This window comes from Hydrotalea sp. (genome assembly GCF_049968455.1).
Classification (GTDB): domain Bacteria; phylum Bacteroidota; class Bacteroidia; order Chitinophagales; family Chitinophagaceae; genus Hydrotalea.
In genome coordinates this window covers 61690-83425 of record NZ_JBMFQT010000004.1, presented here as the reverse complement: position 1 = coordinate 83425, position 21736 = coordinate 61690, and the positions used below count along the sequence as shown (strand labels likewise).

The window sequence follows — 21736 nt, the reverse complement described above, 5'->3', positions numbered from 1 at the left end:
TAATGAAACAATTGTATTTGTTGATATTGGGTTTGTTGGTGGTGATTAGTTCATTTGCTCAAAGCCTGCAATTAAAATTTATTCCCCTAGCGGGAAATACTTCTTTGGTGCTGAACGACAGTATTTACCAAACAAAAGCCGGTGAGCCGATAACAGTTCGAAAATTTTTATTTTATGTAAGCCATATTCATGTGAAAGATGTTCATGGTAATACTATTCCGGTAAAAAATAATTATTATTTATTTTCTGCAAGCGATACCGCCACCTGGAACATTCAATTGCCTATTCAACCACAAATACTGAGTGCAGTATCTTTTACCATTGGGGTTGATAGTATAAAAAATGTTAGCGGCATTCAAACGGGTGCTTTAGATCCTATGTTGGGTATGTTCTGGACATGGAATACCGGCTACATTTTTGCTAAGTTAGAAGGAAATTCAACTGTTTCGCCACTTCCACAGCAAACATTCAGCTATCATGTTGGTGGTTATAAGCATAATGAGAATGCTTCAAAAACCATACATATACCCATTAACAGTTCCCATAAAGTTTCAACCATCATAATTGGTGCTAATGTATTAAACTGGTTTAATGGTGTTAATGATTTAAGCATAAAAGCCCATCCGTTATGTCATTCACCGGGTAAATTGGCAATGCAAATTGCAGATAATTACAGTAAAATGTTTCAACTATTAAAAGTTCAATAAAGGCGGTATTGTGTATAAAGCATATGAAGTGGCAAATTACCATAGCAAGTATTCTTATTTTTTTAATAATGGCTACTGCTTTTACCAATAATGGCAGCAAGCCTACTCCGTTAGTATTTAAAGTGCCACCCGGCTGGCCGCAACCGGTGTATGATTTTAAACAAAATCCGCTAACCTTGCAGGGCTTTGAATTAGGCAGAAAATTATTTTATGATGGCAGGTTAAGTAAAGATGGAAATTTTCCTTGTGCCAGTTGCCACCAGCAATTTGCTGCTTTTGCTACTTATGATCATAATTTAAGTCATGGGTATGATAATTCATTCACTACCCGTAATGCGCCGGCCTTACAAAATTTAGCTTGGCAAAAAGCTTTTATGTGGGATGGTGGGATTAACCATTTAGATGCACAGCCTTTAGCGCCCATTACTGCACCCAACGAAATGGCAGAAACAGTTGAAAATATTATTAAAAAATTAAGTGCAGATGCGGAATATAGAAACATGTTTAAAGCTGCTTTTGGTAGTCCGCAAATTACAACGCAACGTATTATGCAAGCTTTAAGTCAGTTTGAAGTAATGTTAGTGAGTAGCAATAGTAAATACGACAAAGTAATGCGCGGAGAAGCACAATTTAATTTACCCGAAAGTTTAGGCTATGCTATTTTTAAACAAAAATGTGCTTCATGTCATGCTGAACCTTTTTTTACTGATTTTAGTTACCGAAACAATGGTATGCCAATGGATGCTGTGTTAAAAGATGAAGGACGTATGAAAATAACGGGTAATCCGTCCGACTCTTTAAAATTTAAAGTACCCAGTTTGAGAAATGTAGCAGTTACTGAACCTTATGGACACGATGGACGTTTCTTTTTCCTAATTAATGTTTTTGACCATTACAGAAAAAATATGGTAGTAGATCCAACTACCGACAGTTTGCTAAAAAACAAACTTCCGTTATCTAATTATGAAATAGGACAACTAACAGCTTTTTTGTATACGTTAACTGATACGGCATTCTTAAAAAATCCACGATTTGCGCCGCCTAACTTCAATAATCAGCCACCTGCTGAACATGTGCATTAAATGAAACTGTTAAAGTATTTGCTCAACAACGGCACTAACTGTAACCTATTTGTTATTTTAGCGCCTTATAAAGATTAAACGATTGAGTAGTATAAAGAAATTAGCCGGACAAACCATGTGGTATGGAGCCAGTTCCATTGCTGCACGTTTTATTAATTATTTGCTTACTCCTTTGCTTACCTACGGCCTGGCAAAAACCAGCGACTACGGTAAAATGGGCTTAATTTATGCTGCCATACCTATACTGAATGTAGTATTTACTTATGGTTTTGAAACGGCTTATTTCAGGTTTTCATCCAAAGAAGAAAATAAAAATATTATATACGATACGGCAGCCTTATCCCTTTTTTTTTCCACTATTGTTTTTTCAATTTTACTGTGGCTAAATCAGTCAGCATTTGGTGCATTTACCGGCTTAACCAATTTTCCCGAAATTATTCGCTTAAGTATTATTGTAATTAGTTTAGATGCTTTATCAACTATTCCTTTTGCTAAGTTGCGGCAAGAAGAACGTCCTTTGAAATTTGCTTTCGTAAAAATTGCAGGCATTTTATTAAACATATTTATTACCTGGTTTTTCATTGTGTATTGTCCCAAGCAATTGCAACAGCCCAAAGGCAGTTGGGTAGTATTGGTTTTTAATACTGAAACCAATCCAATAGTGTATGTAGTTTTTGCGAATGTGGTGCAATCGGCGGTAACCTTATTATTGTTGTGGAAGGAAATAGCCAAAATACAATTAAAGTTTAATGCACGTTTGTGGAAGCAAATGATGATTTATTCTTTACCCTTGGTTATTGCGGGCATGGGCGGTATGATTAATGAAACCTTTGACCGTTTAATGTTGCGTTGGTGGTTGCCCGGAAGTGAAACATTTAGAGAAGAACAAGTAGGCATTTACAATGCTTGTTACAAACTTTCTATTTTAATTACATTATTTATACAGGCATTTAGAATGGGGGCCGAGCCTTTCTTTTTTAAACAAGCCGAAAGCAATAATCCACAAAAAGTATATGCAAGGGTAATGAAGTTTTTTGTGATGATTATTTCTATTATGTTTTTGGTGGTTGCCCTGTATTTGCCGGTATGGAAACATTTTATTGGTCCCAAGTATTGGTCGGGGTTAAAAGTGGTACCCATTTTATTATTTGCCAATATGTTTTTGGGTATTTATTATAATCTGAGTATTTGGTATAAAATTACCAATAAAACTATGGCAGGTGCCTGGGTTACTTTAGCCGGAGCCGCCATTACCATTATCATTAATTATGTATTTATTCCATACTTTAGTTTCATGGCCTGCGCATGGGCAACGTTTACCTGTTATGGAAGTATGATGGTAATTAGTTATGTATGGGGGCAAAAAGTTTATCGCATACCTTATGCCTGGAAAAAGTTAATAGCTTATATGGTTATTGCATTTTTGTTATTTTTTGTACACCATACCATAACAGCCTATATTACACATTATGCCTTTAGTTATATTTTAGCCACATTATTGCTATTATTGTTTATAGGGTTTTTGTTAAAAATTGAGCGAAAGGAAATGCAAAAGCTGCCATTTGTAGGAAAATACCTGGCCTAATTAAGGCATTGGTAAACACAACCGCAATTCATATATCTTTGCCGCTTTAAAAAAACATTCAGTGAAAGCGAAACACGTTATTATTCTGATAGCTGCTATTATACTGGCCGATCAGGCATTAAAGTTTTATATAAAGCTACACTATTACGCAGGGGAAGAACATCATGTAATTGGCAATTGGTTTCGGCTACATTTTGTTGAAAATGAAGGAATGGCTTGGGGTTGGAAGTTTGGGGGTGGTTTCGGGAAAATTATTTTAACCTTATTTAGATTGGTAGCCGTTATTTGGGGTACTTTTTTATTGCGCGATTTTATCAGAAAAAAATACCACACCGGTTTTATTATTTGTGCATCACTAATTTATGCAGGTGCATTAGGTAATTTAATTGATAGTATGTTTTATGGGTTGATATTTGAGAATAGCGATGTGTTTGCTCAAAATGTAGCTAAACTCGTACCCTTTGGCAGTGGCTATGCAAATTTTTTGCATGGTAGAGTAGTTGATATGCTGTATTTTCCAATTATTGATACGTACTATCCTAAGTGGTTTCCGGTATGGGGTGGTGAACGTTTTGAGTTTTTTGAGCCCGTATTCAATATTGCCGATGCATCTATTTCAGTAGGCGTAATAGTTTTACTGTTATTTCAAAATAAATTTTTTGGAAAAAAACATACGGAAGCCGAAAAAGAAACTGCTACACAGGAAGCTAAAGTTTCTTAATTATTTGCCTTTTCAGATATGGCATAGATTGTTGCAATTCCTAACATTCATTGGGGAAACAGGATGATTATATTGCATAATACAAAACTATTATTCTTGGGTTATCAATAAAATATTCTATTGGAAAGGATGATCAGCTTCTATAAATCACTAGTCGATATCTTTTCAAAATACTGCTTTGTATGTCATAATGAGGTTTACTTTTTGTGCACCGCCGTTAATAGTAACCGGATTTAATCCACCTTGCCCATCAAGGCCGGAAGCATAAAGTTTTCCATTTTCAACAATGGCTAAGGAATATTGCCCATCGGGTAAATTAATTTCGTAAAAGCCATTAGCATCTGCTGTAATTTCTGCCACCGCCGGTACATTGAAGCTTTCGTAAAAACTAGCGGTGTTGGGTACCAATGTTGCATTTTGCTTTAAGGTATAAGGGTAAACTTTTATTGTACGCTGCACAGCGCAATGTTTACAGGTATTGGTGGCCGGCAGTACCATGGGCATGCAATTGCCTTCCATTGATGATACAGTACCCCATACCCCTTTTGTAATAGTTACCTTTTGTGCATTTTGGGCGTTGGTATTTTGTATGTCACAACCGGAAGTAACGGTATTGCTTTTATGACAAGCATAACTTGCATAAGTCAATAATATCCATACTAATAAATGTTTCACGGAACAGGTTTAAATGCTCATTTTACAGATACAGTATACTAAAATTATAGTTGAAATTATTTCTAATGCCCAATTATCTATACTGCTTCATTAATTTACATGCCACTGTGCAAGGGTGGAGTTATAAGGCATCACTGTGGTACTACCCGGTACTTCAATAGCAATTAAGCCAATTCCCTCTGCATAATAGAAATACGATGTTTGAGCCGTAGCATAATTAATAGCAGGTGGTACTAAAGCCTGAATATCGAGTTGTACTTTAATTACGTTGGTAAAATTGTTGCCATTGTAACTGGCCGTTAGGCCACTACCCAAAAGGGTAAAATGGTATTTTACTTTTATATTTTGATTGGATACCACTACTGAAACAATGGGTGAATCCCAACTAGTACCTGCCGGTACACCGGCTTTCAAAAAGGCATATTCAACCGGTTGTACTGAAGGGTCAGGATAAATACTACCATAGGTATAATAGGTGTTACCACTTCTTCTGTATAAAGAAGTATCGCCTAATCTATCTACAAATACGGCATAGGTCTGCCCTGTGTTGGCAACATTCGCCAGTACCGATAAAGCATGGGTGGTAATAGTGTCGTTTAGCTGACTATCGTTGTAAGTCCAATAACTGCCGGCTGTAGTGGGAAAATAATTTCCTATTACTGCTGTGTTGTAAGGTATGGTAAACTGGCATGCCGAACTGCCGAAAGTAATAACAAAGTTGGCATCAACCGGTAAAATAGGTTTGCCGTAGCCTTTTAATTTAATGTTTTGTGTGCCGGTTGATAAAACAATGGAAGAATCGGCAAACCAAAAACCGTTTGCTGTATCAGTAAAAATATAATATTTACCCGGTGAAATAATATTAACAGTTACTACAATGTAATTGCTATCAGTTAATACGCTATCTACTACATAAGTACCATTTACAAATACATTTTGGCAATTTCCGGTACTATCTTGTAAAGTGCCAATGGCAACACCGCTATAGCCTTTTCCGGTTTCGTAACTATATTCCTTGCTACATGCCTGAAAAAGAAACATAATGGTTAATGCAAAAATGCCATATTTAAGAATTGCCTTCATGCGGTAAAATTAATGATAAATGTTAATGTAATGATAGTGTTTACACTAATAACGCTGTTTGGTTGGTAAAATTTTTATGATGTAATAAAGCATCTACGTTAGTTAAAGTAATATGTGTTATTTCTTCTAAAGCTTCTTTGGTAAAAAATGCCTGATGCGCTGTTACTAATACATTTGGAAAAGCCATTAAGCGTTGTAGTGTATCATCAGCAATAATATTTTCAGATAGGTCTTTAAAAAATATTTTCTCTTCTTGCTCATATACATCAATACCCAAATAACCCAATTGATGGGTTTTCAGGGCCTCAATTACGGCATGGGTGTCAATTAATCCACCGCGACTTGTATTAATGAGCATGGCGCCTTTTTTCATGTTTTGTAAGGTGGTTGGGTTAATTAAATGATGCGTTTGGGGTGTAAGTGGGCAATGCAATGAAATAATATCAGCTTCTTCCAAAACCTGTGCCAAAGATAAGTAGGTGATTCCCAATGCAGTAAGTGAGGTGTTGATTTGTATGTCGTAGGCAATTACACGGCAACCCATACCCGTCATAATAGTGCAAAATGCAGCTCCAATATGGCCCGTGCCAATTACGCCTACCGTTTTTCCCTTTAATGTAAAACCCAATAAGCCATTGAGTGAAAAATTTTGTTCACGAACACGGTTATAGGCTTTATGTGTTTTTCTGTTTAAGGTTTGTATCATTGCCAAAGCATGTTCTGCCACCGCTTCCGGAGAATAAGCAGGTACCCTGCATACCTTAATTTGGTGCTTTTTTGCAGCTTCAATATCCACATTATTAAATCCGGCACAACGTAAAGCAATTACTTTTACCCCCTTTTGTGCCAGTACGGCTATTACTTCTGCAGTTACTTTATCGTTAACAAATATACAAATTGCATCAGTTGGTTCTACAGCCTGCACAATATGTGGGCCTAAATGTGTTTCAAAAAAAGTGAATTCAAAACCATAGGATGCATTTCCTTTAATGAAAAACTCTTTATCATATGGTTGTGTAGAAAAGAAGGTAATTTTCATGCAAATAATTTTAAGGCAGATATGTAAAAAAGCTGCTTAATTAGTGTCTTAAAGGTAATGTAAGCTTATGTGGTAATAACGTTATGTGGAAAACAATCCATCTTCTCAGTAGTAATCAAAATAATTCAAAATAAACTGCCCTGTGTGCCCGGCCGCATAAATTGCTGCGTATTTAATTGCCAATGTTCGGTATTTAGTTGGTATTTGCGATTATAGTTTTTAAATTGTTGTTGTACCAATGCCGCAATGGGGCCTTCGCCGCGCATTCTAACCCCCCAGCGGCTATCATTTACCTGCCCGCCATGGGCTTGTTCAATTAAATGCCACACTTTATTAGCCCTGTCGGGAAAATTTTTAAACAGCCAGTCTTTAAACAAACTGCCAATGGCGCCATTTAACCGAATAAAGGTATAGGCTGAAAAGCGTGCGCCTGCGGCGGCGGCTTTTTCCATAATGGGTTGCATTTCGTGTTCGTTTAAGCCGGGAATCATAGGGCCTAACATTACTCCGGTACGTACCCCCATTTCGCTTAAAGTTTCAATAATGCGTAAGCGTTGGGTAGCGGTTGTAGTGCGGGGTTCCATTACACTGCGCAGGGGTTCGTTCAGTGAGGTAATGCTTACCAATACACTCACCAGATTTTTGGCCGCCATGGCTTGCAGTATATCTGCATCGCGTAATACGGCTGCATTTTTAGTAATAATGCCCACCGGCTGATTAAAGCTTTGACACACCTGTAATAATTGCCGGGTAAGTTTAAACTTTCGTTCGGCAGGTTGGTAGCAGTCGGTATTGCCACTTAATACAATAGGTTGGCATTGCCAGCTTGGTTTCATTAAAAAATGGCGCAGCAATTCCGGTGCATTTTGTTTTACCAATATTTTACTTTCAAAATCGGTGCCGGCGCTATAGCCCCAATATTCGTGTACATTACGGGCATAGCAGTAAATGCAGCCATGTTCGCAGCCTTGGTATGGGTTCATGCTGTATAGCATGCCTACATCGGGGCTATCTACTTTGTTTACAATGCTTGTTGCTTTGGTAAAAATATATTGTGTAGGGCAGTTGCTGTTTTCCCAATCATCTATGGCTTCAATATGCCATTTTTCGGTATGGTTTTGTAAAAAATGATTGGGGGTGTTTATTTGTGCCCCTCTGCCTTTCAGGTATTGCAGTGCTGCCTCTTTTTGGGCAGGCAAGGGTTGTTGATTGGGATTGCTGTTCATGGTGTTGGTAGTTGTGTACAATAAATGTGTAATGCTTTTTTTACACAAATGCCTGTTCGTTAGTAGCAGTAAATGCTGCCCCGTATTGTTGCGGTATAAGTGTGCGACGCAAGCGGTGCCGCATAGTACTACAAAAGCCGGTGCCATACTAATAATGAATGCCTTTTTTGTTGTTGCTATTGGGTTTATTAATCGTACCGCCCGATAATAATCCCTTTTCTAAAATATGAATAACGCAGGTAACTACACCCCATATGTACTGCTCGCTAAATTCGGTAATTTCAATAGGGGCATAACGGCTGTTTTCGGCCAATAGGGTAGCGCGATTAAAATGCGTTTGCAACCGACGCACCAATAGCTCACCGTTAATAGCTGCCACAATAATTTTGCCCGATGCTATGGGTACACTTCTGTCAACAATTAACACGTCGCCGCTATGAATGCCGGCCTCCGTCATGGCATCACCGTTCATACGGAAGAAGAAGGTAGCCGGCTTGTTCATAATCAGTTGTTCATTCAGGTCAATACCCCGTTCCATATAATCGTCGGCGGCAGCACCAAACCCATTGGCATTGGCGGTGGGAATGTGGTGCTGGGTAAAATCTTTACTGCCACGGTAGGCAGGCGTGTAGGCAATATTATCTATCATAAAAAAATATTTTGCTGTTTACTAAATTATTTAGCAATTTTATGCTAAATTTGTTGACAATCAAAAAAATGTTTATGCACACAGTATCATTAACAGCCACGGGGGCAGGCAAGCTTCAACAAACAGCCTATTCATACAGTTTAGTGGTAGCCTTGCCCCATTTTGTACAGCAAATGCTGCGGCAACAACAGGCATTTTTTACGGCACAATATGGGTATGTGTGTGGCGCACCTCGGTTATGCATAGCCCATTTTACTGCCCACGAAGCCATGGAAAATACTTTGTTGCGCTACTTGCAACGCATTGCCGGTATGCAACATGCATTATCGGTAACATTAAACAATTACAGCAGTATACCCGAACATACCATATATGTACGTGTGCAACAACCTGTTTGTTTTCAGCAATGGATACAGGCATTGCAACCCATTGATAATTATATTAGTGACAACGGTTTTCCGCATTTACAAATTACGCAACGTGCCCATATACCCCTTGCTGCAGCATTGCCGCCTAATGTGTACCGAAAAGCTGTTAGCCACTATGCACAGCAGGTGTTTTATGCTGCATTTATGGCAACGGAATGGGTATTGTTAAAATGTAAAAATAATTACAGCAATGAGGTGCCGTTATGTAAATATCATTTGTTGTAAGGTGTAATACCGGCTATGGTACCTTGTAGCATCGCCGGTTGCGTCGCAATCACTTCATCGTTCCGGACAATGGGCATCAGTTATTCGTTTATTCAAATATTTCGTTTGTTTTTAGTGTGGTATGAATACACAACAAGTTAATACGGCACTGCCTGCAACAGTGGTTGCCAATGCCGATAAAAATAAGGATACATGGTATGCTATTGTTGATTGTAATAGTTTTTATTGTAGTTGTGAGCGTTTGTTTAGACCCGATTTATGGAACCGGCCGGTAGTGGTGCTTAGCAATAACGACGGTTGTATTGTTAGCCGAACCGATGAAGCTAAGCGATTGGGGATTGAAATGGCCGGTCCTTATTTTAAAGCCAAACCGTTTATTGAACAATATGGCGTAACTACTTTTTCCTCTAATTACAATTTATATGGCGACTTGAGCAAGCGGGTAATGGATACTTTGCGCTTTTTGGTGGGTGAACAAAACACGGAAGTGTATTCGGTTGATGAGGCTTTTTTAGCCTTGTCGGGTTGGAAGGTTGCCGACTATAAAGCATTGGCTTTGCATATACGCAAAACAGTAGAGCGGTGGACGGGTATTTCAGTATCGGTGGGCATTGCCCCTACTAAAGTGCTGAGTAAAATGGCCAACCATATAGCTAAAAAAAATAAACAAGCCACGCAATGCGTATATGTGTTAGATACGCCTGAAGTAATACAGCAGGCATTAGCACGAACACCGGTAGGCGATATTTGGGGCATTGGCCGCCGTTATGCCGAAAAGTTGAACAGCTTTGGTATTTATGATGCACTGCAGTTAAGCCTTATGCCCGAAAATTGGGTACGCAAACAGTTGGGTGGGGTTGTGGGTGCTCGATTATTAAAAGAGCTAAAGGGCGAACCGGCTATTGGGCTGGGCGATGAATTGGTTACCAAAAAAATGATTGCCACTACCCGCATGTTTGGTATACCCGTTACGGAATTGCAGCAGGTAAAAGAGGCAGTGGCAACTTATATAGCCCGTGCTGCCGAAAAGTTGCGTAGGCAAAAAAGTGTGGCATCGGTTATTACGGTATTTATGGTATATAAAGCCGAGCAGTTACCGGGTGGGCATTTCAGGCATGGCCCTTCGGTAAGTGCTTCAATAATATTGCCTAATGCCACTGCTAATACCAATGAGCTGATAAAGCCGGCTTTGCAATTAGCCGAGCAGTTATATGCACCCGGCAAAATATACAAGAAAGCAGGGGTACTGTTAAGTGGTATTATACCGGCCGAGGCCCCGCCCGGCAATTTATTTGTGCCGCCACCCGGTAATGCCAATGGTAAATTAATGGAGGTAATGGATAATATTAATGGAAGTATGCGGAATGATGTGTTGCATTTTGCGGCCGGTGGAACCGGCCGCAACTGGAAAATGCGCCAGGAACTGCGTAGCCCCCGTTATACCGCCCGTTGGAAGGAATTACCCTTGGTGCAGTAGGGCTGCAATTATTCAAATGTATACCCATTGGCTTCTCCTTAATGGGTACCCCTAGCTAATTGCTTCGACCCTGCTTCGAGACTGGTTCGACTCAACAGCGTTGCGCAACGCTGTTGATAGGTAGATGGATGGCAAAAGGGTGGAACCGGAATGAATGGGGGGTAAGTAATAGATTAAAAAAAGATGAAAATAATTTTATTTTAATAAAATTTTAATTATTTTTATCATAACTAAAATCATTTTACTATGAAAAAATTAATCATCCCCCCCCACAATTACAAAACAAATGCGGTAACAATCTTTTGCTTTTTTATGCTTTTTAGTATGATTGCTTTTTTGTTTGGTTGCCGCAAATATGACAGTATGCCCAATATAAAAAGCCCCAATTATGCGCAATTACAACAACAGTTTTTTAATACCGGTACTACAGCGGATATTGCCATAAAAAAATTAGCTGCCGATATTAGAAAGCAGGATAGCCTATTTCATTTTTTACCAGCATTTGTAAAGAAAAATGGCATACCGAGATGGGATAAAGTAATATATAGCAGCAATCATTCTAACTCAGGTAAACAATTATCTACATATGGGGTTAATGCAGCAGGTAACACTGTAAAATACACGCAAAGTAATAAAACGGAGGGCAGTCAGGGTATATTTTTTATACCATTACAAGCGCAAAATACTAATACCATTCAGTCATACTTAGTGGCTTATAAACACAATGATAGTTTATATACTTACCGGTTGTATAATCGAGATTCATTAAATGCCATTCACCCTAAAACGGTAGAGGCTAAAAATAACTTATTAAATACGCAGGCAGTCTTTGGGTATTTTGAAAAGGAAATTAATAATCAGAAGGTACTAGAAGTTAAAACGCCGATAGAGGGAAAAATAAGAGATGTGGCCGTTGTATTTAATGGGCCAAAGCAAACCAATACCCAAAGCACACAATCATCAAGAAGGACAATGGTGGGTGGTGGTTGTGAAATGAGCATAGAAGTTACGATTTCATATTCATTCGAAGTTACCCTTGATGGGAATACAGTGTACTTTACAGAAAGTTACTCTGTAACTTTAACCATTATCATTGATTGTACAGGAGGGGGAAGTTGTAATTGTGCAACACCGAGGGATGGTATTATAGATGGTGTGGGTGGCACCAGAAATAGCAATGGCAATTGGTGGGATTATGGCACCGGTTATCCTTATTTTCCTTGGAATCCGGGTGGAGGAATAAGTGGTGGCGGCCCCACTGAACCCGATTGGAGTTGGTGGTGGACTGGCGGTGGTGGATTTGGTGGAGGAAGTGGCGGAAGCGGATTTTCTCCAACAGTTACCGCTCTTTCAAATCAATTAGGGCTCTCATATGCTCAATCTCTTTGGTTGGAAAGTAATCCTTTGAGGGCAAATGAAATTTACAACTATTTGCAAGGCACAACTAATCCTCTGGCAAATAGTATCGCAAATGAGCATATTAATAAAATGATGTCAGATCTAGATTATTTAGCATTTAATCAACAATATTATTCAAGTAGCAGTTCAAACAATGTCTGGTGGGAGGATGATAATTGGTTAGATAACCCCAATAATTTTAACCTAGATTTAGACCAAGATCAGAACGGTCAATATGACCGATTAACAGCAGCGGAAAAAGCCTTAGTTAAAAATATCCAACTCATGCATATATGATAAGTAAAAACAAACCGATAGCCGAACAAGAGACAATTTCAATCTTTGGGCAAAATGGGTTAAATGATAAGAGTGATGCTTTTAGACATGCTTTTTTTAATGCCATGAACAGAAGAGACTTAGGTTTAGACCCAATGACACTTGAAAATATTGCTAAACTTTTTTCTGATGCACATGAAAGTGAAGTACCTCCTCAGTTACAAAAAAGAAAAAGATATGGATTTGTGGAACAATGCTGTTGGACATCTAGTTGGAAATGTAATGTTTCCAATTTTCACATCAAATTCAAGTCTTTCATCTGATGTACTAACTAAACTTACAAATGGAGAATTAAGATATTTAAAACCTGTTCTTTCTCCATCACAAGACCCGAATTTTTGGGGAGCTAACGGATTAAACAATCCCTTAACTGCAACACATGGAATTACAAACTCGACTCAACTTACACCGACAAATCAATAATTAATGAAACATATATTTTTTATCGTATTGCTATTTTCTAGCCTCTTGATTTATTGCAACAAGAAAGATTTTAAAATCATTATTGAAAATAAGAGCGATGAAACAATAAATTCTTTGATTCTTAACGTTCAAGATAAAACATTTAAAGTTGATAAAATAGGAGCAAGTAAACGCTCCATAATTATCATTCCATTCAATAGTATTAATATTAATGCTCATGATTTCAGAATTGAATCTAGATTTAATTTAAAAGATGGAAAATTAAATAAAGGCTTTTATTACTCAGATTTATCAGGCACTCCAAATTCAAAATATGTAATTGAAGTATATGATACTAATACTGTAATAAAATAAAAAGAACATAGTAATAAAATTTAATATACACTCGCTTTCCAAAAACATTTGTGAATGTATATACTAAGTTGAATATTTTTAATATATCTGTGGGTTTAACTTTTTATTCTCATCATACGAATTAATTTTTTTAACTGACAATAATTTCTTTGATAAATTAGTGGTAACATAAAAAAACGGGCATGAACAATGCCATGCCCGTTGTGTTATTCATTAGAAACTTACTCTTCTGTATTACAAACCTACCATGTTGGCCGGCACTACCCATTCGTCAAATTGTTCAGGTGTTACATACCCTAACTTAAGTGCCATTTCTTTTAATGTAGTACCTTCTTTATGGGCTTTTTGCGCAATTTCAGCGGCTTTATAATAACCAATTTTGGTATTTAAAGCTGTTACCAACATAAGTGAATTGTCAACATGCTTCTTAATATTGGCTTCAATGGGTTCAATGCCTACTGCGCATTTTTCATTAAAGCTTATACAACCTTCGCCAATTAAACGGGCACTGTGTAAAAAGTTATAAATCATCATGGGCTTAAATACATTCAACTCAAAATGGCCGGTAGCACCACCAACATTAATGGCTACATCGTTACCCAACACCTGAGCGGCTATCATGGTTAATGCTTCGCATTGTGTGGGGTTTACTTTACCGGGCATAATAGAAGAACCGGGTTCATTATCCGGAATATGTATTTCGCCAATGCCACTCCGTGGGCCTGATGATAACATGCGAATATCGTTGGCAATCTTCATTAAACTTACAGCTACTGTTTTTAGCGCACCATGTGCTTCAACAATTGCATCGTGTGCAGCCAAAGCTTCAAATTTATTGGCTGCAGTTACAAAAGGTAATCCGGTTAATTCAGCAATTTTTTTGGCCACCAATACATCATATCCTTTCGGCGTATTAATGCCGGTACCAACAGCAGTACCTCCCAGTGCTAATTCACTTAAATGGGCTAAACTGTTTTGTATGGCTTTCAAGCCATGGTTCAATTGGGCAACATAACCGCTAAATTCCTGGCCTAAGGTTAATGGTGTCGCATCCATAAAGTGGGTACGACCAATTTTTACCACATGCATAAATGCTTTGCTTTTTTCGGCCAATGTATCTCTTAGTTGAGTAATACCTGGAATAGTTGTTTCTATCAACATTTTATAGGCTGCAATATGCATGGCCGTGGGAAAGGTATCGTTTGAGGATTGTGATTTATTCACATCATCATTGGGGTGTAAAAATTTTTCTTTATCAGTTAATTTTCCGCCTTTTAATACGTGCGCACGATAGGCAATTACTTCATTTACATTCATGTTGCTTTGTGTGCCGCTTCCGGTTTGCCAAACTACCAATGGGAATTGGTCGTCTAATTGGCCGGATAAAATTTCATCACATACAGTTGCAATGGCTTTGCATTTTTCTTCGGATAAAACCCCCAATTCAAAATTGGCTAAGGCTGCTGCTTTTTTTAAATAAGCAAATGCCTGAATAATGGGTTTGGGCATTTGATTAATATCTCTGGCAATTTTAAAATTCTCTACACTTCTCTCTGTTTGTGCGCCCCAATAAACGTGTGCCGGAACTTTTACCTCGCCCATGGTATCTTTTTCAATTCTATATTCCATATGGTTTATTTTTAATGTAAAAAGATTTTTTGTCTATGTAGCCGCAAAGTTATGACTAAGTTTTGTTTGCCATTAAAATTGTGGATTTTGTTTCGTTAAGAAAAAGAATGACTAATATTGAGAATAGAATACCAATTATCTGCCCATGTTGTATAGAATTACTTTAGGGATAAGCTTTTTATGGATGGTACTGTTGGGAAAAGCACAAACCGATGCTAACGGATTAGCCTTATTGCCTAAGCCTACAGAAGCCCAATTGGCCTGGCAAAATCAGCAATTGTATTTATTTGTGCATTTTGGCCCGAATACTTTTACCGATAAAGAGTGGGGATTAGGTAATGAACCCGAAAATGTTTTTAACCCCTTTGCTTTGAACTGTGAACAATGGGCACGAATTGCCAAAGCGGCCGGTGCAAAAGGAATGATTATAACTGCTAAACACCATGATGGTTTTTGTTTATGGCCCAGTAAATACAGCACCCACACGGTAGCACAAAGTAAATGGCAAAACGGCAAAGGCGATGTATTGAAAGCTTGTGCAGCAGCCTGTAAAAAATATGGTTTGTCATTTGGTGTGTATTTGTCGCCGTGGGATAGGAATCATCCACAATATGGCACACCGGGATATAATGCCGTGTTTGTAAATATGTTGAAAGAAATTTTTACAAACTATGGGCCTATTACCGAACTGTGGTGGGATGGTGCCAATGGCGAAGGCCCAAATGGTAAAAAGCAAGTTTATGATTGGCCTTTGTTTATACAAACCGTGCGAAAACTATCGCCCCAAACACTTATTTTCAGTGATGTTGGTCCTGATATACGTTGGGTGGGTAATGAAAAAGGAATAGCCGGCACAACCAACTGGAATACGTTAGATACTGCTACATTTACCCCCGGCATTGGTGCACCACCAGCCGATACTTTACAAACAGGTAATTATAATGGGTGTTGTTATATCCCTGCTGAATGCGATGTAAGTATTAGGCCAGGATGGTTTTACCATAGCAACGAGGATAGTTTGGTAAAAACACCCTTGCAGTTGTGGAATATTTACACTAAAAGTGTAGGGCGTGGTGCCAATTTATTATTAAATGTTCCACCTAACCGTAAAGGCCTTTTTAATAGTGAAGATTCATTGGCGTTAATGCAATTTAAAAAATTACGTGAAGAGGCTTTTGCCAAAAATTTATTGCAACGGGGTGCAATGGTTACAACCAACCATACCAACCGAAAAGATGTGAAAAGAAGATATCCGGCCTATCACTACATTTTTAAAGAACCTGTATCAATGAATTGTGTGGTGCTGGAAGAAGACCTAACGAAGGGGCAGGCCATTAGCAGCGTAAATATTAGCATTAGTATTAATGGTGAAGTGCAGCAAACAATACCCATTACAACTGTTGGGCATCAACGCATGGTGTTTTTCCCAACTTGTAAAGCAACAGAGTTATCTGTTGTAGTGAGTGGTGCAAAAAATTTGCCTTATTTAAAACAAATTGCTGCTTACCAACTTCCCGAAAAATTATTACAAGCTGTGTTGTAGTGGGTTTACTTACCGCTAAACACAGCTTTTCTTTTTTCAATAAATGCTTGAGTCCCTTCTTGCATATCATCAGTAGCAAAGCAAAAGCCAAAAGCGTCTATCTCAACTGCATAGCCATCGCGGGCTTCATCATAACCGGCATTTAATGCACTAATGCAAGCGCCAATAGCCAAAGGTGCTTTGCTGTTAATATTGGCTAAGATTTTATAGGTTTCGGCTAATAGTTGTTCGGATTCAAATACATGATTTACTAAGCCATATTGTAAAGCAGTAGCAGCATCAATCATGTTGGCACTAATTAATAATTCCATAGCACGGCCTTTGCCAATTAATTGTGCCAAACGTTGTGTACCACCATAGCCGGGTATTAAGCCCAAGTTTACTTCGGGTTGTCCAAATTTAGCATTGTTCGCTGCCACCCTAAAATGGCAACTCATAGCCAGTTCGCAACCACCACCTAACGCAAACCCATTGACGGCAGCTATAATTGGTTTAGGGCAGTTTTCAATTCTAAAAAAAGTATCTTGTCCGGCTTTGGCCAGTTCTTTTCCTTGCTCAACTGTAAGGCCTTTGAATTCAGTTATATCAGCGCCCGCAACAAAAGCTTTATTGCCTGCTCCGGTAATTACAGCCGAAAGAATTTCTTCATTTGTATATACTTCATCTAAAGCTTTGTTTAAATCTTCAAACACTGCTTTGTTTAATGCGTTCAGCTTGTCAGGTCTGTTAATGGTAATGGTAAATATGTTGTTCTTTAATTCAGTTAAAATAGTGCTATACATAGTTTAAAATTTTCTGTGTTCTAATGTCCATTGTTGAATATAATCAGCAATTTCAGTGACTGGTGTGCCCGGTGTAAATAATTTGCCAACCCCCATTTGCTGCAATGTGTCAATATCTTCTTCCTGAATAATGCCGCCACCGGTTAATAAAACGTCATCCATTTGTTTTTCTTTCATTAAAGCAAGTATGTGTGGAAACACAGTCATGTGTGCACCACTTAAAATGCTGATACCAATGGCATCCACATCTTCTTGTAATGCGGCATTTACCACCATTTCGGGTGTTTGGCGCAACCCGGTATAAATCACTTCCATTCCGGCATCGCGCAGGGCGGTAGCAATTATTCTGGCTCCTCTGTCGTGCCCATCTAAACCTACTTTAGCAATTAACACCCTAATGGGCCTGTTTAATGCATTGGTCATACTGCCTTATTGGTGCCGACAAAAGTAAGTAAAGCATGGTTATTTTACAGCAGGTGAATTGAATGGGGCTTGCAAACTGTTGATTTTGCTGCTTAACCAATAGCCAAATCCAGGGTTGGCTTTTTGAAAAAATATAATTTTTGTTCCATTCTCTCGGGCAAATGCATTATTAAGTGAATCAATTACTGAATATTTTTCAAAAAAATGGAAGGCAGTATCATTCGCATCAGGTAAGTGTTTGGCTAATAAAATAATATTGTTTACAGATGCATTATTTTGTTGCGGCAGCCATAATAAAAAGGATGCTTCATCGCAATATGCTTCCGGTAAATGATAACGTTTTCCATAAAAATTAACTGCACCGCCCCATCCATAATTTCTGCAAAATATAATGGTATGTTGTTGCTCATTAGCAGGTAAATGGTTATAAAATTCTGCCAATTTTTGGATGGTCGATTTCCATCCAATCATGTCAGCAAAATCTTGCGGCAAACTATGTTCTTGTTGATCTTCCCAGGTTAATAAGCCGCTTTTGTTTAAATGTGTGGCAGAATAGTAAGCAGCTAATTGTTTCGGTGATGCAATAGGTAGTAGCAATGGCCATAAGAATAGGCCTATTAAAATAGTAAATGTAAGTGCAGGATATAACAACCAACGTGTATGAATTTGTGTAAATTGTTCAATTTGAAAACCGCCAAAAGCAAACAATATAGGATATAGCCCCAGTGCATAATAGTCTTTGCCATGAAGTGTCAGCAAAAGAGCAATAACGGTTAAGTAAGCCCATCCAAACAGTCTAAATGGCTTGCCCATTTTCGAGAAAAGTAACCAATATAAACCCACTAACCAAATGTAGATGCACGATACATTCAACAATAACTGCCCTTTAATAAAATCGGTATAAGCAATATGTACCAACTGTGATTTTTGTAAAAGTTCCATGTGGTGTAATACGGGAAAATGGTGCCGGTATTGCCAAATGAAATGCGGTAGAAAAATAGCAACGGCAATCAATGCTGCAATGTAAATAGCAATTTGCGTAAATACTTTACGTTGTGGGGTTAATAATAAACCTGTCAATAATCCTACAGCATAAAATGAAACGGAAGCTTTGCTTAACAAACCCATGCCCAATGCAATGCCACTAACGTATATCCATTTGGTGTTTTGTGTCAATAACCATTGAAACCAACAAAAGGCAATAGCTGTATAAAAAAATACTTCTAAAAAGTTAGGTTGGAATAAAAAGAATAATCGCAAATAGGCTCCAAACACAAAAGGAAACCAGGTAAAAAGCAGTGCCAATACTTTTCCTCCTAATTTTAGGGTAATTGTACCTGCAAGTAAAAAAGTGCCACAACCAAATAGTGCCGGCCACATTTTAATCCAAAATAACTGAGTGCCTAAGTGGTTAGTTATCCATCCTAACAGTGAAAGTAAGGGTGGCGCCTCCATGTAGCCCCAGGCCAAATGGTGTGACTCGGCTAAGTACAAAAATTCATCGCGGTGTGGTTCGTATCTGCCATTTTGTAAAAGAAAAGGCAATACAAACTGCACGCCGGCTAAAAGGAATAATAAAGTATTTAACCGCTTCATTGAATAGCAGTAAGGTAATACATTTTATTGTGCACTCCTTATTGTGCAGCCAATAATTGTAACGTGTGCTTAATACGCAGTATAGTTGCTTCTTTACCAATCAATGCAGCAATATCAAAAACATGCGGTCCAAATTTTCCACCCACCAACATAATTCTAAATGGTAACATAAGCTCACCTGGTTTTAACTGATGCGCTGCTGCCATTTCTTTAAAATCGTTTTCCAAACTCTCAGCATTCCAAATGGACATTAATTCAAGGTTGCGCATTAATTCAACGAAAAATTGTTGTTTAGTTTCATTCCATTTAGCTGCAATGGCACTAGTATCAATATTGGTAGGGTGTTGAAAAAAGAAACCTGCTTGTTCTACAAAATCGGATAATAAGTTACAACGCTCTTTAACCAATTCCATTACCTGATAAAAATAATTGGTATGGGTAATGGTAATGCCGGCATCACTAAAATATTTTTTTACTGCTGCTGCATAGTGTTGTACGGGCAATTGCTGTATCCAACTATGGTTAAACCATTTGGCTTTTTCATAATCAAAGCGGGCCCCGCCTTTGTGTATGCGTTCAATGGAGAATTTTTCTATTAATGCTTCAATAGAAAATATTTCCTGGCCGCTACCATCATTCCATCCTAGCATGGCTAGCATATTTACAAATGCTTCAGGCAAAAAACCACGTTCTTTAAATCCTTTTGTTGTGTTACCTGTAGCAGGGTCAGTCCAGTCCATTGCAAATACCGGAAAACCTAAACGTTCTCCATCGCGTTTGCTTAGTTTGCCATTGCCATCAGGTTTTAGAATTAAGGGAAGATGTGCCCATTGTGGCATTTTATCTAACCCAAATAAATATTGCCATAATAAAATATGAATAGGTGCACTGGGTAACCATTCTTCACCTCTAAAGGCATGGGTAATTTGCATTAAATAATCATCAACCACTACGGCTAAATGATAAGTGGGCATGCCATCTGCTTTTAATAGCACTTTGTCATCACTGAGGCCTGTATTAAACTCTACTTTTCCTCTAATTAGGTCGTTGCAAGTAACAGTTTCATTTTCTGGCATTTTAATGCGTATAACATAGGGTGTGTTATTGGCTAATTTTTGCAGTACCTGCTCAGGTGCTAAAGTAAGTGAATTACTGCACTGATGACGAGTTTGGTGATTGTATTGGAAATTAGGGAATTGTTTTCTTTTGGCTTCCAGTTCTTCCGGTGTATCAAAAGCATAGTAGGCGTAGCCTTTTTCAACTAATTGCAATGCATATTGTTTATAAATAGTTTTGCGCTCACTTTGACGGTATGGCGCAAATGGGCCACCGCTAACAGGACTTTCATCAGGTGTTAATCCGCACCATTGTAAACAATCAAAAATATATTGTTCAGCACCTTCTACAAAGCGTGTTTGGTCGGTATCTTCAATACGTACAATAAAAGTACCGCCATGTTGTTTGGCAAATAAATAATTAAATAAAACGGTGCGTACACCACCTAAATGCAATCCGCCGGTAGGAGAAGGGGCAAAGCGCACCCTAACTGGTTTATTTTCCATGCTGCAAATATAATACCGCAAACTGCTTTATTATAATTACAAATATCTTTGTAGTATGTATTTCGTTAAAACACCATGGTGGTTAAGGACATTGTATCCTACATTAACCTGGCGCATACCCGTAAAAGAAAAAATACTTTTTTTAACATTCGATGATGGTCCTGAAAAAAACGCTACTCCATTTGTATTAGATGTGTTGAAGGATTATGAGGCAAAAGCAACTTTTTTTTGTTTGGGGAAAAATGTAGCACAGTTAGGCAATATTTATGAACGTATTTTAAATGAAGGACATGCAGTTGGTAACCATAGTTTTCAACATGTAAACGGTTGGGAAACACCTAATCAGAAATACATTGAAGATATATTTCATGCAAAAAATTACATTGATTCATCTTTGTTTCGGCCGCCCTATGGTCGCATTACCCGTTTTCAAGCAAAGGTATTGCAAACGCCGGCTTCTAATAATATGCAGCAGCCTTTTAAAATTATAATGTGGGATGTTTTGAGTGGCGATTTTGATGCCTCTATTAGTTCAGTTGAATGCTTAGCACATGTAGTTAGTTTTGCACAACCAGGCTCTATTGTTGTTTTTCACGATAGTGTAAAAGCATTCAATCATTTGCAATATGTATTACCTAAAGTTTTAGAATATTTTAAACGGCAAGGTTATGTGTTCAAAGCTGTTACATAAAAAATGGCCAGAGTAAATACTCCGGCCCTGTTTATTCCGTACCCTATGAAAACAAAGTTGAATTTGTTTTATACTTTCTAACAATTTTGTAATTGTAACTTA

General features: G+C 38.0%; 21 protein-coding genes and 1 pseudogene. 12 read left to right on the top strand and 10 right to left on the bottom strand.

What is annotated here, in order from left to right; genetic code table 11:
• Positions 1-2: 2 nt before the first annotated feature.
• The 4 genes from ACP5P5_RS03955 (at position 3) to ACP5P5_RS03940 (ending at position 4095) form a co-directional block, all read left to right on the top strand.
• Positions 3-707 carry an MbnP family protein gene (locus ACP5P5_RS03955; protein WP_428284812.1) on the top strand — a complete coding sequence of 235 codons (705 nt, stop codon included), beginning with the start codon at positions 3-5 and terminating at the stop codon, positions 705-707.
• A 23-nt stretch (positions 708-730) separates the two neighbouring features.
• Positions 731-1789: a cytochrome-c peroxidase gene (locus ACP5P5_RS03950; RefSeq protein WP_428284811.1), complete on the top strand. Its 1059-nt coding sequence runs from the start codon at positions 731-733 to the stop codon at positions 1787-1789.
• Between the two features lie 82 nt (positions 1790-1871).
• Complete coding sequence (locus tag ACP5P5_RS03945; RefSeq protein WP_428284810.1) at positions 1872-3374, top strand: lipopolysaccharide biosynthesis protein; 1503 nt, start codon at positions 1872-1874, stop codon at positions 3372-3374.
• A gap of 61 nt (positions 3375-3435) precedes the next feature.
• Positions 3436-4095, top strand: coding sequence for a lipoprotein signal peptidase (locus ACP5P5_RS03940; RefSeq protein WP_428284809.1), 660 nt, complete (start codon positions 3436-3438; stop codon positions 4093-4095).
• Positions 4096-4260: 165 nt separating this feature from the next.
• Here ACP5P5_RS03940 and ACP5P5_RS03935 read toward each other — a convergent pair whose 3' ends face one another.
• The 5 genes from ACP5P5_RS03935 to ACP5P5_RS03915 all read right to left on the bottom strand — a co-directional run bounded on the left by ACP5P5_RS03935 (position 4261) and on the right by ACP5P5_RS03915 (position 8767).
• On the bottom strand, positions 4261-4770 hold the full coding sequence (locus tag ACP5P5_RS03935; protein WP_428284808.1) for a hypothetical protein: 510 nt from the start codon (positions 4768-4770) through the stop codon (positions 4261-4263).
• A 90-nt stretch (positions 4771-4860) separates the two neighbouring features.
• Positions 4861-5853 carry a hypothetical protein gene (locus ACP5P5_RS03930; protein WP_428284807.1) on the bottom strand — a complete coding sequence of 331 codons (993 nt, stop codon included), beginning with the start codon at positions 5851-5853 and terminating at the stop codon, positions 4861-4863.
• A gap of 40 nt (positions 5854-5893) precedes the next feature.
• Positions 5894-6892 (bottom strand): 2-hydroxyacid dehydrogenase, encoded by a 999-nt coding sequence (locus tag ACP5P5_RS03925; RefSeq protein ID WP_428284806.1) that lies wholly within the window; start codon positions 6890-6892, stop codon positions 5894-5896.
• 125 nt (positions 6893-7017) lie between these two features.
• Positions 7018-8265, bottom strand: a complete 1248-nt coding sequence (locus ACP5P5_RS03920) for a PA0069 family radical SAM protein (RefSeq protein ID WP_428284805.1) — start codon at positions 8263-8265, stop codon at positions 7018-7020.
• 1 nt (position 8266) lies between these two features.
• Positions 8267-8767 carry a LexA family protein gene (locus tag ACP5P5_RS03915; protein WP_111293782.1) on the bottom strand — a complete coding sequence of 167 codons (501 nt, stop codon included), beginning with the start codon at positions 8765-8767 and terminating at the stop codon, positions 8267-8269.
• A 74-nt stretch (positions 8768-8841) separates the two neighbouring features.
• Here ACP5P5_RS03915 and ACP5P5_RS03910 point away from each other — a divergent pair, with 74 nt between their 5' ends.
• The 6 genes and pseudogenes from ACP5P5_RS03910 (at position 8842) to ACP5P5_RS03885 (ending at position 13408) form a co-directional block, all read left to right on the top strand.
• Complete coding sequence (locus tag ACP5P5_RS03910; RefSeq protein ID WP_428284804.1) at positions 8842-9420, top strand: hypothetical protein; 579 nt, start codon at positions 8842-8844, stop codon at positions 9418-9420.
• 121 nt (positions 9421-9541) lie between these two features.
• A complete protein-coding gene (locus ACP5P5_RS03905) occupies positions 9542-10897 on the top strand; it encodes a Y-family DNA polymerase (protein WP_428284803.1) in 1356 nt (451 codons plus the stop codon).
• 363 nt (positions 10898-11260) lie between these two features.
• A complete protein-coding gene (locus ACP5P5_RS03900; protein WP_428284802.1) occupies positions 11261-12592 on the top strand; it encodes a hypothetical protein in 1332 nt (443 codons plus the stop codon).
• Positions 12589-12732, top strand: a pseudogene (locus ACP5P5_RS03895) (hypothetical protein); the annotation flags it as partial. The gene ACP5P5_RS03900 and the pseudogene ACP5P5_RS03895, both read left to right, overlap by 4 nt.
• 34 nt (positions 12733-12766) lie before the next feature.
• Positions 12767-13054 (top strand): hypothetical protein, encoded by a 288-nt coding sequence (locus tag ACP5P5_RS03890; protein WP_428284937.1) that lies wholly within the window; start codon positions 12767-12769, stop codon positions 13052-13054.
• Between the two features lie 3 nt (positions 13055-13057).
• The gene (locus tag ACP5P5_RS03885) at positions 13058-13408 is read left to right on the top strand and encodes a hypothetical protein (RefSeq protein WP_428284801.1); all 351 of its coding nucleotides are present in this window, start codon (positions 13058-13060) and stop codon (positions 13406-13408) included.
• A 234-nt stretch (positions 13409-13642) separates the two neighbouring features.
• Here the strand turns inward: ACP5P5_RS03885 and fumC are convergent, their stop codons facing one another.
• On the bottom strand, positions 13643-15037 hold the full coding sequence (gene fumC / locus ACP5P5_RS03880; RefSeq protein ID WP_428284800.1) for a class II fumarate hydratase: 1395 nt from the start codon (positions 15035-15037) through the stop codon (positions 13643-13645).
• A 145-nt stretch (positions 15038-15182) separates the two neighbouring features.
• On the opposite strand from fumC, the gene ACP5P5_RS03875 reads away from it, so the two are divergent.
• Entirely contained in the window at positions 15183-16580 is a 1398-nt protein-coding gene (locus ACP5P5_RS03875; protein ID WP_428284799.1) for an alpha-L-fucosidase, read from the top strand.
• Positions 16581-16585: 5 nt separating this feature from the next.
• Here the strand turns inward: ACP5P5_RS03875 and ACP5P5_RS03870 are convergent, their stop codons facing one another.
• From ACP5P5_RS03870 to gltX, 4 genes are read right to left on the bottom strand one after another with little or no spacing between them, the layout of a single operon-like run.
• Positions 16586-17362, bottom strand: a complete 777-nt coding sequence (locus tag ACP5P5_RS03870) for an enoyl-CoA hydratase/isomerase family protein (RefSeq protein ID WP_428284798.1) — start codon at positions 17360-17362, stop codon at positions 16586-16588.
• Between the two features lie 3 nt (positions 17363-17365).
• On the bottom strand, positions 17366-17785 hold the full coding sequence (locus ACP5P5_RS03865; RefSeq protein ID WP_428284797.1) for a cobalamin B12-binding domain-containing protein: 420 nt from the start codon (positions 17783-17785) through the stop codon (positions 17366-17368).
• 39 nt (positions 17786-17824) lie between these two features.
• Positions 17825-19381, bottom strand: a complete 1557-nt coding sequence (locus ACP5P5_RS03860; RefSeq protein ID WP_428284796.1) for an ArnT family glycosyltransferase — start codon at positions 19379-19381, stop codon at positions 17825-17827.
• A gap of 38 nt (positions 19382-19419) precedes the next feature.
• Complete coding sequence (gene gltX / locus ACP5P5_RS03855; RefSeq protein WP_428284795.1) at positions 19420-20943, bottom strand: glutamate--tRNA ligase; 1524 nt, start codon at positions 20941-20943, stop codon at positions 19420-19422.
• Between the two features lie 55 nt (positions 20944-20998).
• Here gltX and ACP5P5_RS03850 point away from each other — a divergent pair, with 55 nt between their 5' ends.
• Positions 20999-21634 carry a polysaccharide deacetylase family protein gene (locus tag ACP5P5_RS03850; RefSeq protein WP_428284794.1) on the top strand — a complete coding sequence of 212 codons (636 nt, stop codon included), beginning with the start codon at positions 20999-21001 and terminating at the stop codon, positions 21632-21634.
• Positions 21635-21736 lie beyond the last annotated feature (102 nt).